Origin of the sequence: Solwaraspora sp. WMMB335 (assembly GCF_049179075.1) — a bacterium.
In the GTDB taxonomy this organism is placed as follows: Bacteria; Actinomycetota; Actinomycetes; order Mycobacteriales; family Micromonosporaceae; genus Micromonospora_E.
Window position 1 is genome coordinate 1 of sequence record NZ_JBMHMF010000001.1, and the last position, 15,368, is coordinate 15,368.

The 15,368-nt window shown below is 69.0% G+C and carries 11 protein-coding genes and 1 CRISPR repeat array; of the genes, 8 read left to right on the top strand and 3 right to left on the bottom strand.

Features of this window, described 5'->3' with window-relative positions:
- Positions 1-432: class I SAM-dependent methyltransferase (locus tag ACN27F_RS00005; protein WP_421430464.1), on the bottom strand; the 432-nt coding region annotated here is incomplete at its 3' end.
- Positions 433-493: 61 nt separating this feature from the next.
- Between ACN27F_RS00005 and ACN27F_RS00010 the strand changes: the two genes are divergently transcribed.
- Positions 494-1,096, top strand: coding sequence for a TetR/AcrR family transcriptional regulator (locus tag ACN27F_RS00010; protein ID WP_421430465.1), 603 nt, complete (start codon positions 494-496; stop codon positions 1,094-1,096).
- A gap of 227 nt (positions 1,097-1,323) precedes the next feature.
- On the opposite strand, the gene ACN27F_RS00015 is transcribed toward ACN27F_RS00010, so the two are convergent.
- Complete coding sequence (locus tag ACN27F_RS00015) at positions 1,324-2,001, bottom strand: hypothetical protein (protein WP_421430466.1); 678 nt, start codon at positions 1,999-2,001, stop codon at positions 1,324-1,326.
- 301 nt (positions 2,002-2,302) lie between these two features.
- Positions 2,303-4,832: a CRISPR direct-repeat array (repeat unit 29 nt; unit sequence CTGCTCCCCGCGTACGCGGGGATGGTCCC).
- 510 nt (positions 4,833-5,342) lie between these two features.
- Here ACN27F_RS00015 and ACN27F_RS00020 point away from each other — a divergent pair.
- The 3 genes from ACN27F_RS00020 to ACN27F_RS00030 all read left to right on the top strand — a co-directional run bounded on the left by ACN27F_RS00020 (position 5,343) and on the right by ACN27F_RS00030 (position 7,957).
- Complete coding sequence (locus ACN27F_RS00020) at positions 5,343-5,894, top strand: hypothetical protein (RefSeq protein ID WP_421430467.1); 552 nt, start codon at positions 5,343-5,345, stop codon at positions 5,892-5,894.
- Positions 5,895-5,994: 100 nt separating this feature from the next.
- The gene (locus tag ACN27F_RS00025; RefSeq protein ID WP_421430468.1) at positions 5,995-7,380 is read left to right on the top strand and encodes an IS1380 family transposase; all 1,386 of its coding nucleotides are present in this window, start codon (positions 5,995-5,997) and stop codon (positions 7,378-7,380) included.
- Positions 7,381-7,522: 142 nt separating this feature from the next.
- A complete protein-coding gene (locus tag ACN27F_RS00030) occupies positions 7,523-7,957 on the top strand; it encodes a hypothetical protein (RefSeq protein WP_421430469.1) in 435 nt (144 codons plus the stop codon).
- A 131-nt stretch (positions 7,958-8,088) separates the two neighbouring features.
- On the opposite strand, the gene cas3 is transcribed toward ACN27F_RS00030, so the two are convergent.
- On the bottom strand, positions 8,089-10,938 hold the full coding sequence (gene cas3, locus ACN27F_RS00035; protein WP_421430470.1) for a CRISPR-associated helicase Cas3': 2,850 nt from the start codon (positions 10,936-10,938) through the stop codon (positions 8,089-8,091).
- Between the two features lie 303 nt (positions 10,939-11,241).
- On the opposite strand from cas3, the gene casA reads away from it, so the two are divergent.
- Genes casA through cas5e form a run of 4 tightly spaced genes read left to right on the top strand, consistent with a single transcriptional unit; the run spans position 11,242 to position 15,366 of the window.
- On the top strand, positions 11,242-12,897 hold the full coding sequence (casA, locus tag ACN27F_RS00040) for a type I-E CRISPR-associated protein Cse1/CasA (protein ID WP_421430471.1): 1,656 nt from the start codon (positions 11,242-11,244) through the stop codon (positions 12,895-12,897).
- Positions 12,894-13,526 carry a type I-E CRISPR-associated protein Cse2/CasB gene (gene casB / locus ACN27F_RS00045; protein ID WP_421430472.1) on the top strand — a complete coding sequence of 211 codons (633 nt, stop codon included), beginning with the start codon at positions 12,894-12,896 and terminating at the stop codon, positions 13,524-13,526. Before casA ends, casB begins: the two co-directional genes overlap by 4 nt.
- Positions 13,523-14,665 (top strand): type I-E CRISPR-associated protein Cas7/Cse4/CasC, encoded by a 1,143-nt coding sequence (gene cas7e, locus ACN27F_RS00050; protein WP_421430473.1) that lies wholly within the window; start codon positions 13,523-13,525, stop codon positions 14,663-14,665. The genes casB and cas7e overlap by 4 nt, the downstream gene beginning before the upstream one ends.
- Positions 14,665-15,366 (top strand): type I-E CRISPR-associated protein Cas5/CasD, encoded by a 702-nt coding sequence (gene cas5e, locus ACN27F_RS00055; RefSeq protein ID WP_421430474.1) that lies wholly within the window; start codon positions 14,665-14,667, stop codon positions 15,364-15,366. The genes cas7e and cas5e overlap by 1 nt, the downstream gene beginning before the upstream one ends.
- Positions 15,367-15,368 lie beyond the last annotated feature (2 nt).

Below are 15,368 nucleotides of genomic sequence, written 5' to 3' on the forward strand. Positions count from 1 at the left end.
CAGGAGCCCACCGGGACGCAGCACCTGCGCGGCCTTGGTGGCACCCGCGACCGGGTGCACCCAGTGCCAGGCCTGCCCCGCGACGACCGCGTCGAAGACTCGGCCGGCGGGATCCCAGTCCTCGAACGTCGCCACCTCGACCTCGACCCCACTGCGGCGTGCGAACTCGGCCATCCGTACGTCCGGATCGACACCCAGCACCGTGCAGTTGGCCGACTGGAACTGCCGGGCTTCGATGCCGGTGCCGCAGCCAACGTCAAGGACGTCCGGTCCGGGGCTGGCGGCGACGATCCGGTCCACCAGGGCGTCGGGATAGCGGGGTCGGGCCCGGTCGTAGCGTTCGGCCTCCGCACCGAACGACTCGGCCACCTGCCTGGCCTGGTGAAGCTCGGGCCGAGACGGACGTGATTGCTCCTGCGGTACCGTGGGCACGCGCCCACCGTAGTGGGCATATGCCCACTCGTCAACGGCGAGCACAAGGAGAGTGCGCGGAATGCCGACCGGGATACAGATCCGGGACGCGCGCAAGCAGCTGCTAGACGCCGCCGAGCGCATCCTGCTGCGGGCCGGGCCGAGCGCGCTGACCAGCCGCGCGGTCACCACCGAGGCGGGCTGCGCCAAGGGCGTGCTGCACAAGCACTTCGCCGATTTCGACGCCTTCCTTGCCGAACTCGTGCGTGACCGCATCGCCCGGATCGAGGACCAGGCCACCGCCCTGCGCAAGTCCGCCGGGACCGGCAGCGTGGCTGACAATCTCACCGACACGCTGACGGACTTGTTCGACCCGGTCGCCGTGGCGATCATCAGCCTGGTCATCTTCCGGGACGAACTGCGCGCCCGGCTACGCCAAGCCAGACCAGCCCATCGCGTCCCGGTCCTGACGGAGGCCAGCGCCATGATCGCCTCCTACCTCACCGCCGAGTGCGAAATGGGCCGCATCGCGGCCGACGCCGACATCGACTCGCTCGCGCTCTCGCTGATCGGGGCAGGGCACCTACTGTTCACCGCCCGGAACGGCACCCCGCCGGACGCTGGAGCTGTCGACAAGGTCGTCACCACCATCGTCGCCGATGTCGTACAACGGCGACTGCTCTGAACGGCCCAGCAGCAAGCCGCTGGATGCAACGTGTTGAGGAACGTCGCACAAGCGCTCGCTGCTGAGCAGTCCTCACCGGATGCGGCGTCCGCCACGCCGTAAACGGCCTTTGCTCCCGTCCGGTGGGCAACCATCATCAACCACCTGCCGCCCACCGTTGACCATCGGTGGCGGACGCAGCCAGGTGCCTTTGCCTCGATCCGCCACCGGGTCGACGTACTCGTGGTCTACCGTGGTGGGATCAGCTGCAGGAAGCAGAACCCGTCCGAGTAGTTGGTACCGGCGTACGTGCCGATCACGCGGATGCAGTGGTTGCGCTGCCACACGTCCAGCTCGCCGTTGCTGAGCACGAAGCGGTGCTTGGCCCAGCCGCGTGCCTGGTCGCGGACGATGCCCGTGTCCTCGGCCTGGATCCCGTCATACCGCCAGCCGGGCGCGACGATCTCACTGCCCGAGTCGTACATGCTGACCTCGGTGACGGTCTGGCCGACCGCGCAGTAGTAGATCATCGTCCAGAAGGTGTAGAGCGGGTCGCCACCGGCCGTCTGCCGGGAGTCCCAGCCTCTGGCGTACCAGCATCCATCGACCTGGCCGGAGACCCTGTCCGGCTTGTTGCCGGCCTCGGCGTTCCTCCGCGCCACGGCGTCCGCCGGCTCGATCTCCACCGAGACGACGGACCTGGCGGGCAGCATCCTGCGGTCGAACGCGGCCCGGTCCGCCGTCGACAACCCGTGGTACGCCGTACTCGGGTCTGCGGCGTTCAGAACCCGCGCCACCACGTCGCTCGCCGCACTGTCTACGCCAGAGCCGAGCGCCGGTTGCGCGACGCCGAGCACCATCACGACAGCCGCGAGTACGGCGACAGCCGGTCTTCGGCCGGCTGCCAGAGTCTTCCTGGGCTTCATCACTTCTCCTTCGGGGCAGTGGGGGAGCGGCACGACTACGTTCACCATCTCCGGATCGATCGCCTGGGATCGATTGCCACGCTACGGGTCGATGGCCCGGTCCACAAAGGGCGAAACTGGCCCGACAGCCGCTACCCGGCATGCCAACATCTGCTGCCTGTACGCCATCTACTGCCGGAGGCGAGTTGGCCAGGTAGCCTGCCAGCATCCGCCACCGTGCCCCTACTGACTCTGGACGAGCCTCCAAATGAAAGTGAACGAAAACCGGCCGGTAACCTCGTAGGAGCCCAGCTCAACAAGTCTGCTCCCCGCGTACGCGGGGATGGTCCCTGTCCGAACTGATCAAGGCGGCGGTGGAGTCCCTGCTCCCCGCGTACGCGGGGATGGTCCCAGTGCGGCGGCGAGTGAGCCGACCGCGTGGTGCTGCTCCCCGCGTACGCGGGGATGGTCCCAACGCGATCGCCACCGTCGACCCGAAACCGGTCTGCTCCCCGCGTACGCGGGGATGGTCCCCTCGCCGTGGCCGGCTGGCTCGTCGACGGCGACTGCTCCCCGCGTACGCGGGGATGGTCCCCAGGGCTTCTGACGCCTGCTGGATGGGCTTTGCTGCTCCCCGCGTACGCGGGGATGGTCCCCGGAAATCGCGCTGCTTCGCCTGGTAGCCGACCTGCTCCCCGCGTACGCGGGGATGGTCCCATCGGTGGCGCCATCTGTCTTGGCGTCGACTCCTGCTCCCCGCGTACGCGGGGATGGTCCCTCTTGCTGGCGAGGTCACGGCTCCGGGTAGCCCTGCTCCCCGCGTACGCGGGGATGGTCCCCAGGGTCAGCAGCCGCGCAGCACCGGCCGCAGCTGCTCCCCGCGTACGCGGGGATGGTCCCGGTGAGCCCGCGGGCCGGGCGGGGCGCCACCCCTGCTCCCCGCGTACGCGGGGATGGTCCCGGCGTTGCGGTCCGGGCGGTACGGCAGCGGGTCTGCTCCCCGCGTACGCGGGGATGGTCCCGTCGTCTGGGGTCGGCGCGAAGACGCGCGGGACTGCTCCCCGCGTACGCGGGGATGGTCCCGTCTTGCGTCTGGGGCAGCAGCTGGGCCTGGTCTGCTCCCCGCGTACGCGGGGATGGTCCCCGGCCGGCGGCTCTACCCGGCACGGCCGCACCCTGCTCCCCGCGTACGCGGGGATGGTCCTGGACCACTACAAAGTCGATGAGATCCGAAACCCTGCTCCCCGCGTACGCGGGGATGGTCCCCCGCGACGATCTCCGAGCCTGCCGCGACCAGGCTGCTCCCCGCGTACGCGGGGATGGTCCCCTCCTCGCCGTGCGCTCGGGCTGCTTGCTGCGCTGCTCCCCGCGTACGCGGGGATGGTCCCGGGTCAGCCCAGCAGCGGCCAGCGCGCCGCACCTGCTCCCCGCGTACGCGGGGATGGTCCCGGGTGCTGGTAACACCCGAGCCGGCCTAAGGACTGCTCCCCGCGTACGCGGGGATGGTCCCTGCGCGCATCACGCCCAATTGCTGACAGGTATCTGCTCCCCGCGTACGCGGGGATGGTCCGTACGGCAGCCAGTCGATTCGCGCCCGGCACGTCTGCTCCCCGCGTACGCGGGGATGGTCCCTCGTTACGGATGCTGACCACCCGGTGGCCTTCCTGCTCCCCGCGTACGCGGGGATGGTCCCCGGGGCACCAGTCTCCCCGGGCCGCCCGCCAACTGCTCCCCGCGTACGCGGGGATGGTCCCGGCCGGCAACCAACCGGGGCTACGGGCCACGACTGCTCCCCGCGTACGCGGGGATGGTCCCATGCGCAACGCCCGCGCGAAGCTGATCGTGTTCTGCTCCCCGCGTACGCGGGGATGGTCCCTTGCGCGGGGTGTGTGCGCGGTGTCATGCGCACTGCTCCCCGCGTACGCGGGGATGGTCCTTACGCGGGCAATGCCCGCCGACACGCCATCGGCTGCTCCCCGCGTACGCGGGGATGGTCCTCCCACGCTGCCGCGGGACCTGGAGGCTAATCCCTGCTCCCCGCGTACGCGGGGATGGTCCCGCCAGGTCGTTCACCGAGTCGGCGCCGTCGCGCTGCTCCCCGCGTACGCGGGGATGGTCCCGCAGCACCGACATCACAGACGAAGCCGAAACCCTGCTCCCCGCGTACGCGGGGATGGTCCCGCGGTGAAGTTGCGGCCGTAGAAGATGGTCAGCTGCTCCCCGCGTACGCGGGGATGGTCCCTGCCATGGATCACCTCGGGCGGTAGGTGTGGACTGCTCCCCGCGTACGCGGGGATGGTCCCAATCTCAGTGTCCGGTGCCGACCGGCACCGCGCTGCTCCCCGCGTACGCGGGGATGGTCCTCGTGGCAGGTCACGATCTACGACCGGGAAGCCCTGCTCCCCGCGTACGCGGGGATGGTCCCCAGCCCCAGGAGCCGAGGTGTGCCGCATCGGCCTGCTCCCCGCGTACGCGGGGATGGTCCGGCGGATGCGGCCTCGCCCCAGAGGTTCTGCAGCTGCTCCCCGCGTACTCGGGGATGGTCCCAGTGAAACGGCAGTCCCCGCCGTGTCACACAACTGCTCCCCGCGTACGCGGGGATGGTCCCGGTGCCGGAGGTCGCCGGGTTCCTGGGCGTGGCTGCTCCCCGCGTACGTGGGGATGGTCCCTAGGGCATGGTGTCCTACCTGTACTACCGCTCCTGCTCCCCGCGTACGCGGGGATGGTCCTCCGCTTACGCTCATGTCGATAATTGCCCGGCCCTGCTCCCCGCGTCCGCGGGGATGGTCCCTGCCAAGTCGGGATGCCGTACTCGTGCACGGTCTGCTCCCCGCGTACGCGGGGATGGTGTCCGCGCATCGAACGCGACCAGCCAGGTGCACTGCCGCTCCCCGCGTACGCGGGAGATGGGTCCTTACCGAGGAGACGGTCTTGGCCGTCGGCAGGCTTACGTTGGCCGCGACCGAGCTGGAGTACCTTCTCGCGGGGATCGGTGCCGGTCAGGCCTACGGCGATTGTGCCGCGATCCGCACTGCTCCGGCGAGCCGTCCCGAGCGGTACGAGGTGTTGCTCGGCTCGCCTCGCTGGACCGCCGTGACGAGTTCATCGGACTGGTCGAGGCTGCCGGGAACTGCCTGCGATGCCGGGACCGGTTGCAGGCGCTGCCTGACGATCTGGACCGCACGCCGTCCGCCCTGCCCTGTCTCGGTAGCAGCCGCGACCACGCCTTGTCGGCGGCATGTGTGGATGCGCTCAGAGGTGCAAACCTGACGTCGACAGTGACGGATCAACGACAGCAGTCTGCTTCGACTGTCGCGCCATCAATCGATGAAGGTGTATGATCTGCTCTTGCGGCCTACTTCATGGGAGCGATTGTGCCGATTGGGCAGGGCGTGCCGGATCCGATTGCGCTAAGGAAAGTTTGGCCGAAGGGATCGCAACTTCTCTCTCGCTGTCGACCACTCACTTATGCGCTTTTCGCGGCGGCCCTGGCCGCAGCACAATTTGCTGCAGCGGAGTTTATTCATGTACGAGACGTAGGAATCGATGACGGAACCTTTGTCGTCGTAAGAGAGAACGGACAGGTGTATCGCATAGCTGGCGGGGCTCCGCTGCACGTCTCCAGTTGGGATGCGTTTGGTGGGCCGCAGCCGACGATGCCAATTTCGGTGGCGCAGCTGAACGCGCTTCCCTATTATCCGGCGGATGGCACGTTCATTGTTGGTGGTCAGACTGATCAGATTTTTCGGGTTGCTGGTGGGGCTCCGTTGTATGTGTCTAGTTGGGTGCCGTTTGGTGGGCCGCAGCCGACTGTCGTTGTTGACCAGGATGCGATTGATAATGCTGGAAGTGGTGGTGCTGGCAGTCCGTGGAGCCATCTTAGCCTCAATCCGTGGACCTGCCTGGTTGGGTGATGTCCGAATCACAGTATGGATGCAGTGAGAGTGCCCTCTGAGCTGGGATGATCGGGTTTGTCTAGAACACGATCGATTTCCAGTCAGGAAGGCACTCTCGGTGCAAGGATCTCATGCTTGGCGTGGCGACAGCGCGGTCTTCGACGAGGAGAATCTCGTGTCGCACGCCGGACTCGTACCGCTGATGGCGTTGGCCGAACAAGCCGGGCTGTCTCGGCTGCTCGATGAGCATGTGCGGTTCACCAGTGAGCGGGTCAAGTCCGGGGCGGCCAACCCGACGCCGAAGCTACTGTCGATCATCGCCGGGATGGCTGCCGGGGCTGACAGCATCGACGACCTGGACGTGATCCGCGCTGGCGGGATGAAGAAACTCTTCCGCGCGGTGTATGCCTGCGCCACGTTGGGGATCCTGTTGCGGGAGTTCACGTTCGGCCATGTTCGCCAACTCGGCGCGGTGCTGCGCACGTCGTTGATCGCGTTGGCCGGGCGGACCACGGTCCTGGCCGGAATCACCGAACGCGCATTCATAGACATCGACTCGCTGCTGCGGCCGGTCTACAGCAAAGCCAAGCAGGGCGCCTCATTCGGCCACACGAAGATCTCAGGCAAGAACGTGCTGCGGCGCGGGCTGTCCCCGTTGGCGGTCACGATCTCCACACCGCAAGCGGCACCGGTGCTGGCCGGGGTCCGCCTGCGCGCGGGTAGGGCCGGGTCGGCACGAGGCGCGACGACCATGGTCGTCGAAGCGATCAACACCGCGATCGAGGCGGGAGCCGACCCGGCCACCATCGTGGTCCGCGGCGACTCGGCGTTCTGCTCGGGCAAGACCATCGCCGCGATCGTCAAAGCCGGAGCCACGTTCTCATTCACTATCGCCCGCAATCCCGCCGTCGACGCCGCGGTCGCGAGCATCCCCGACGATGCGTACACTCCGGTGCAGTACCCCGGCGCTGTCACCGACCCCGACACCGGCGAACTGATCTCCCACGCCCACGTGGCCGAGATCGAGTACACCGCCTTCGCCGGCACCCCATACGAAATCACCGCCTGGCTGGTCGTACGGCGGGTCCTTGACGCCAACACCCAGGACCCGCTGTTCCCGGTCTGGCGTCACCACCCGTTCTTCACCAACAACGTCGAGCCCGTCGCCCAAGCCGACATCACCCACCGCGCCCACGCCATCTGCGAACAGGTCTGGGCTGACCTCATCGACGGACCCTGGGCCCACCAGCCCTCCGGCTCATTCGCCGCCAACGCCGCCTGGAGCGTGCTCGCCGCGATCACCCACAACCTGCTCCGCGCCGCGGGCACGCTCACCGCCACCACCCGCCACGCCGTCGCCCGCGGCGCCACCCTCCGCCGCGAACTGGTCAACGTTCCCGCCCGCCTGGCCCGCCCACAACGCCGCCCCGTGCTGCACCTACCCGCCCACTGGCCCAAAGCCCAAGCCTGGCAACACCTCTGGATGGCCGTCTTCACAACCTGAACACCCATCCCGGCACCACGAGCACCTGACCAGCACCGCGAAACCCCCACGCCGCCACGATCGCAACAACCGAGGGAAGCTGGCAGTCAGGCCAGCAGATCCGACACGCCCCCATCCACCACCCGCCAGACATAATCGTCAAGTGTCGATGACTGCCGTCAAGTCCTATCGAGTCCACGGATTGAGGCTTAGCTATCGTCCGGCGGATGGCACGTTCATCGTCGGTGGCCAGACCGGTCAGGTTTACCGGACTGCGGGTGGGGCTCCGCTGTACGTCTTCAGCTGGGTACTAGATGACGGATCGCAGCCGACTGTCGTTGTCGATCAGGATGCGATTGATAATGCTGGAAGTGGTGGTGCTGGCAGCCCATGGAGTCACCTGAACTATTATCCGGCAGACGGCACGTGGTTGACGGGATCACAAACAGGTCACACCTTCCGGGTCGGCGACGGATACGCTTATCGCCTTGCAATGCCGCCGGGGGAGAGATCTGTCGTGATCGACCAGGCCGCAATCGACAACGCCGGTACCGGTGGTACAAATGGTTCATGGAATCATTTGCGCGGTGTCCGTTAACTACCCGGCCATGTCAGGGTGCAACACAAGCTGCTGTGGCGCTGCTCTCCGCGTACGCGGTGATCGTTCCGGCGGCGGACGGGGAGACCTTACTGGCTCTGCTCGGCAGTCGGCCCGCCGGCCGAGTCCGGTCATCGACCGCCGTCTGATTTTGTCACGGTCAAGCCGTTGTCGTTGTCGTAGTGCAGGTTGAATCCGGCGACCTGGGCGTTGCCGTCGTCGTCGAAGTCGAGAACGAGCTCGCCGGCAAGCCAGTGCGACTCGTCCCACGCCGGAAAGTGGTTCCGGGCTTCGAGTTCCGCGATCACGGCGTCGAGGCCGCCGGTCATCACCTTCGGCAACGCGATGGTGCAGCGGGCGATCGATCGGGCGAGCCGATGGTCCGGCGCCATCTCGGTGGGCACTTCGCGGTCCGGATCGTCCGGCACCCAACTCGGGATGCGCAGCCGGCCGTCCCGGCGTACCAGAAGGATCACTTCCAGGCTCTCGGCGGAGTCGGCGCGGACGTGACCCCGGCCGCGGGCGTCGTTGCCATGTGCGTCGGCGTCGCCGATGTGCGCGCTCAGCCAGCCGAGCAGGGCAGTGGCGCTCCCGGCGACACCACCGAGCCGGTACCGGTCGGCGCGGTCGCGGTGCTCCTGCTGCTTTTTGCCGCTCGCCTGATCAGCCTCCCGCATCGCCGGATGCCAGTCGGCTGGCCCCACCACCGGGTCGTCGTAGGCGGTCTGCACCAACCTCGGGATGTCCGCCGGCAGTTCGACCGGTGCGCCGCCGTCGAGGTGCGGCCACAGCACCCCGGCCGACCGCAGCAACGCGGCATCGCCGTAGACGATCCGGGACCCCAGCACCGGCTCGGGCGGGGTGGCCGACCAGTCCGCGCCGGTGACCAGGCAGCGGGCGGTGGCGAGGTGCGCCGGACGGCTGCGGTGGTGCCGGTGCAGCCGACCCATTCGTTGCAGCAGCAGGTCGACCGGGGCAAGGTCGGTGACCAGCAGGTCGAAGTCGACGTCCAGGGACACCTCCGCGACCTGGCTGGCGACCACGACGTAACGCTGCGGCCGGTCCGCGGCCCGGTTCGGTGGACCGAACTTCTCGACCAGCCACCGGTCGTTGGCCGCCCGGTCGGGTGCCAGGAAGCGGGAGTGCGCCACGAAGACCGGGATCGCACCGCCGAAGCGGCGCCGCAGTACGGTCGCGGTTTCCTGCACCCGCCGCACCGTGTTGCGGATCACCAAGGCGCAACCGGCCGGCCCGATCCCGGTCGCGAGCAGATCGGCCAGGCTGTCGAGGTCGTCGTCGAGTCGGCTCACCCGCACCGACACCGCGCGACCGGACGACGCGGTCGTCGTCACCACCGGGTCGCGTCCCGGCCCGGACGCGCTGATCACCGGGTAGCCGATGTCACCGGTCAGGGAAGCGTACGGGTCCGGTGCGGATGCCCGCCGCTGCCGCCGTCCCGGCGTCCTGCCGGGACGTCCGAGACGGCCGTCGTCGTAGGCGGCCATCATCTCCCGACGTCGACGCGCCGGCAGCGTCGCCGACAGCACGATCACCGGTACGCGGTACGCGGCCAGCCACTCCAGCGCCCGGTCCAGGAACTGGCTCATGTGCACGTCGTAGGCGTGTGCCTCGTCGATGACGACGACCTTGCCGGCGAGTCCGAGATGACGCAGCACCACGTACCGCGCCTTGAGCGACATGAACAGCAGCTGGTCGATGGTGCCGATCACGAAGTCCGACAGCAGGATCTTCTTCCGGGACGCCAACCAGCGGTGTACGGCGAGGTCGGCGCCTGCCTCGTCCGTGCCGATCGCGCTGGGGCGGCCCTTCATCCGCAGAGTGCCGTACTCGTCGTTGAAGCCTGACTTGCCGTGCGCGAGCGCGACCCCGTACGCCCCGCGCCCGGTGTCGCGGTCCGGCAGCCGCTCCAACCAGGACAGCCCACGCGACAGCATCGCGTCGCTGGTGGCCCTGGTCGGCAGGGCGACGAAGCAGCCCGACGCGCCGAACCTGGCGGCGAGGATCTCCACGGCGGCGAGCGCCGCCTCGGTCTTGCCGTCGCCCATCGGTGCCTCGACGATCATCAGACCCGGCGCGATCATCCGCCGGGCCTGCTCGATCACCGCCCGCTGCACCGGGTACGCCGACGCCCCGGCCGGCAGCCCGAACCGGGTGCCGATGATCTCGTCGGGGGACAGGTGCGGGTCCGCCGCCCGCCACGGTGACGGCAGGTCGAGGTCTTCCCACGCCTGCCGCACCCGGTCGGCGTCACAGGCGTACGAGGTGGGAAACAGCTCCTGGTTACTGGCGATCCAGTCGGCGACCACGACGACGCCGGTCAACAGCGCCTGCACCGGTTGTGGCAGCGCCGCGTCCCGCCACGCCGCCAGCCGGTCCCGGACGCCGCAACGGTCGGTCATCCAGTCCAGCAGCTCCTGCTGCACGTCGACCCACGCGTCGTCGCCGAGCAGGTAGCCCAGGCCGCGTGCCTCGGCCAGCTCCTTGTCCGAGGGCGGTACGCCGTGATGACCGCCGACCACGATCGCGAACGTGCCGGCCGTTTCCGGTTTCCAGTCGTACGCGTCGATCAGCCAGTCTTCAAGCAGGATCTGCCCGGCCAGCGCGTGCGGGGCGAACCGGCGGTCCGCCTTCACCCGGTCGTCGAAGGAAAGCCCCTGCTGGCGCATCCGATCGGCGAGATGGCAAACCTGGAAGGCGAACGCCGGAGTCGCCTTGCCGATGTCGTGCAGCCCCGCCAACCAGGTGACGAGAAGCAGCCCGTCCTCGTCGCCGCCGGGCAGCGCCGCGCTGATCCGTCGCCGTACGGCGTCGTTGAGCCAGTCGCGCCACAGCCGTTCGGCCACTGCCGCCGCGTCGGCGAGATGACGCCACAGGGGCAGCCAGCCGAGGCCGTTCTCGCTCGTCTTGCCCCATGCCGACGCCGCCGGTCCACTCAGCTCGACAGTCCCATGTGCAGCCACGGCCGTCCATCCAATGTGACTACAGGTGACCTATCCATCGCAAGATCGAGCGGAATGCGCCGCCGATCGGATGAGTCACTGTCGGACAAGTGACTGATTCTTCGAGAGTTCGATGCGTCGTCCAGTTCTCATTGTCTCGTGATTCTGCGGTGGAAGGGCAGCGTTGGGCGAGCTCAACGCATTGTCAAAGGTAGACGCGACGAATCTTCACGACGTACTGATCAAGTTCTGAATGTCGGTGGACGGCAGTATGGTCCCGGCTTGTGTCAGCGTGCAGTGCCCGCCAGGTGATGGGGGACCCTCGTGTCATTTGATCTTATTGATCGACCGTGGCTGTTGGTGCAGCGGCTCGACGGCCAGGTCGAGGACGTATCGCTGGCCGACGTGTTCCGACGAGCCCACCAGCTCAAACGTGTCGCGGGCGATTTGCCCACACAGGAGTTCGCCATCCTGCGGCTGCTGCTGGCGGTGCTGCACTGCGCGGTCGACGGCCCGACCACCGGCCAGTGGGCCGACCTGTGGCGAGCCGGGGAGCTGCCAGTCGACGACGTCATCGGGTACCTCGACGACTACCGGGACCGGTTCGACCTGCTCCACCCGCAGACCCCCTTCTACCAGGTCGCCGACCTGCGCACCGGCAAGGACGAGGTGTTCGGGTTGGAGCGGCTGATCGCCGACGTACCGACCGGATCGCCGCTGTTCACCGCGCGGAGCGGACCGGCACTGCGCCGGATCAGCCACGCCGAGGCCGCCCGATGGCTGGTGCACGCCCAGGCGTACGACCCGGCCGGGATCAAGTCCGGGGCGGTCGGCGACAGCCGGGTCAGAGGCGGAAAGGTGTACCCGCAAGGGACCGGATACGTCGGGTCCCTCGGTGGCGTCTTCGTCGAGGGCGAGACACTGCGCGAGACGCTGCTGCTCAACCTCGTGCCCCACGGCGACGACGTGCCCTACCTGCGTGGTGCCGACACCGACGCCCCGATCTGGGAGCTGGACCAACCCGGGCCCGCCGCCCAGGACGACCTCACGCCGCACGGCGTGCTGCGCCTGTACACCTGGCAGTCGCGGCGCATCCGGCTGTGCGGTGACAGCGACGGCGTCACCGGCGTCGTCCTGGCCTACGGCGACCCGCTCAGCCCGCGCGACCTGCACCAACGCGAGCCGCTGACCGCCTGGCGCCGCAGCCCCACCCAGGAGAAGGCACTCAAGACGACCCCGGTCTACCTGCCCCGCACCCACACCACCGACCGGGCACTGTGGCGCGGCCTCGACGCGATGCTGCCCGGCACCGCCGGCCGGGGGAGTGCCGGCGAACCGCCAGCCAACCTTGACCCCGCCGTCATGGAATGGATCGGCGCCGCCGCCAACCGGCGACTCCTCGACCGCCGTCTCGTCCGGCTGCGTGCCATCGGCGCGGTCTACGGCACCCAACAGTCCGTCGTCGACGAAATCGTCGACGACGCGGTGACGATGCCGGTACGTGCCATCACCGACGCCGAGACCGCCGCCGAGGTGCAGCGCGCCGCCGACGACGCCGACAAGGCGGTACGCGCGCTCGTCACGCTCGCCCGTGACCTGCTGCGGGCGGCCGGAGTCCGCGACGACAAGCGGACCGACGGCTCCCGGGCCGAAACGACCGCCGCCGCGTACAACGCTCTTGACCAGCAGTTCCGCGACTGGCTCCGCAGCCTCGGCGACGCTGGCGACCTCGCCGCCGCCCGAGCCGCCTGGCACCGGCAGGTCGCCGCGACACTACGGCGAATCGCCGACCGGATGGTCGCCGACGCCGGACCGGCCGCCTGGGCCGGCCGGGACGTCGACGGGCACCTGCTCACCAGCTTCAAAGCCGACGCCTGGTTCCGCGTGCAGCTGGCAAAGGCCCTGCCTCTGGCGAAGCTCGCCGCGCACGCGGAGGCCGGCCCACCTGATGTGAAGCAGAAGGAAGTGGTCCCGACATGAGCCAGACCAGCACACCGACCCGGCCATCGGCCCGTGCCCGCACACCGTTCGGCGACCACGTCGCCGAAACCGTCGCCAAGCTGCAGGCCGGCTACCTCCGGGAGGCACCCGCCACCGTCGCCATCCTCGCCCGGCTGCGCGCCGCCGCCGGCACGCCCACCGGCTCCCGCCTCGACGTGCTCGGCGCCACCGCCGTGCCGCCGGAGTTCCTGCCCCGGGCGATCGGCGACGATCCCGAGCCGATCGAGCACGCCAAACACGCAGCCCTCACCCTCTACGCCGTGCACCAGCAGTCCTACCGGGAGCGTGGCCTGCACCGCGACGGGTTCGGCTTCGGTCAGGCCGTCGCGCTGCTGGCCAAGGAGAGCAGCAGCCCCGAAGCGGTACGCCGGCGGTTCGTCGCCGTCGGCACCGCCGCCACCTTCACCGAGGCGCTGCACCACTGCCGTGGCCTGATCCGGCTGCTGCGCGACAAGCGGATCGCCCTCGACTACGGGCTGTTCGCCGACGACCTGCGCACCTTCCAGCACACCGGCGGTCCGGACCGGGTCCGCTCCTGGTGGGGCCGCGAATACCACCGCCTCCAATCCGACACCGTGACCAGCGACACCGCGAAGGACGAGCAATGACCCGCACCATTATCGACATCCACCTCCTGCACACCGTTCCGCCGAGCAACCTCAACCGCGACGACACCGGCTCGCCCAAGACCGCCACCTACGGCGGAAAGCGCCGTGCCCGGGTCTCCAGCCAGGCGTGGAAGCGGGCGACCCGCACCGAGTTCGACAAGCTGCTCGACCGTGCCGACCTGGGGGAGCGGACCAAGCGGCTCGGCGAATCGCTCGGTGAGCAGATCGCCGACCAGGCTCCTGACCTTGCCGACCAGCGACTCGAACTGGCCAACCAGGCGTTGACCGCGTTGGGCCTCGCCAAGCCCGCCAAGGCCAAGGCGACCGGCAAGACCAAGACCGACGACACGGTGGCCGCCGCCGAATCCGACTACCTCGTCTTTCTCAGCCACCGTCAACTCGACGCGATCGCCGCCCACACCGTCGAGGCGTACCGGGAAGGCAAGCAGGCCGACGGCAAGATGCTGAAGAGGCTGGCCAACCAGCACCACTCGATCGACATCGCCCTGTTCGGCCGGATGCTCGCAGACCTGTCCGACACCAATGTCGACGCCGCCGTCCAGGTCGCGCATGCCATCAGCGTGCACGCCGTCACCAACGAATTCGACTACTACACCGCCGTGGACGACCGTAAGGACGACGCGGGGGAGCAGGGTGCCGGGATGATCGGCACGATCGAGTTCAACTCGTCCACCCTCTACCGCTACGCCACTGTCGACGTCGACCGGCTCAACGACAACCTTGGCGACCCGGACGCCACCCGCCGTGCCGTCGACGCCTTCCTCACCGCGTTCGTCAAGAGCATGCCGACCGGCAAGCAGAACACCTTCGCCAACCGCACCCTGCCCGACGTCGTCGTCGTCCGGCTACGCGACACCCAGCCGATCAACTTCGTCGGCGCGTACGAGGAAGCGGTCGCCTACGACGGCGCCACCGGCCGGATCCGGGACGCCGCCGCCCGGCTCGCCGAATACGCCACCGCCGTCGAAGCCACCTACGGCGAGCAGCCGGTGCGCGCCTGGGTCAGCCGGGTGGGCGAGCACACCACCGCGCTCGACACGCTCGGCGAGGTCGTGCCCTTCGCCGAACTGGTGGCCTCCGTCGCCGACGAGGTGGCCGTGCGGCTCGGGAAGGAATGATGGACAGCCTGCTGCTCCGGCTGGCCGGGCCGCTACAGGCATGGGGCGCCAGCAGCCGGTTCGTCTACCGCGGCACCGAGATCGCCCCCACCAAGAGCGGCGTCATCGGCATGCTCGCCGCCGCGAAAGGCATCCGGCGCACCGAGCCACTGACCGAACTACTCGGGCTCAGCTTCGCCGTACGCCTCGACCAGCCCGGCACGGTCATCCGTGACTTCCAGACCGCCCGCCGCCTCGACGGCACATCCCTGCCGTTGTCCTACCGGCACTACCTCAGCGACGCCGTCTTCGTCGCCGCCGTCGGCGGCGAAGCCGACCTGCTGACCGGCCTGCACGAGGCCCTGCGCCGCCCACAGTTCCCGCTCTACCTCGGCCGGCGGTCCTGCCCACCGGTGCTCCCGGTCAGCCTCGGCGTGCACCCCGGCACCCCGGTCGACGTGCTGAGCCGCCATGAGTGGCAGGCATCGGCCTGGCACCGACGGTCCAAGCGGACAGCCACCGTGCAACTGGAGGTGCTGCGCGACGCGGACCAGACCGATCAGGTCAGCGAAACGATCCGCGACGAACCGGTCAGCTTCGACCCCAGCCACCGCCAACACGGCTGGCGCCTGGTCGTCCGCGAACACGTCGAGCTGCCGCACCCCGATCCACAGGTGCCCCGCGTTCCCCGCCACGATCCCATGTCCGTAGTCGGAGGCTGACG

Coding starts and splice junctions, on each gene's coding strand:
- ACN27F_RS00010 (WP_421430465.1), top strand. CDS start 494: ATGCCGACCGGGATACAGATCCGGGACGCGCGCAAGCAGCTGCTAGAC.
- ACN27F_RS00015 (WP_421430466.1), bottom strand. CDS start 2,001: ATGAAGCCCAGGAAGACTCTGGCAGCCGGCCGAAGACCGGCTGTCGCC.
- ACN27F_RS00020 (WP_421430467.1), top strand. CDS start 5,343: ATGGGAGCGATTGTGCCGATTGGGCAGGGCGTGCCGGATCCGATTGCG.
- casB (WP_421430472.1), top strand. CDS start 12,894: ATGAGCCAGACCAGCACACCGACCCGGCCATCGGCCCGTGCCCGCACA.
- cas7e (WP_421430473.1), top strand. CDS start 13,523: ATGACCCGCACCATTATCGACATCCACCTCCTGCACACCGTTCCGCCG.
- cas5e (WP_421430474.1), top strand. CDS start 14,665: ATGGACAGCCTGCTGCTCCGGCTGGCCGGGCCGCTACAGGCATGGGGC.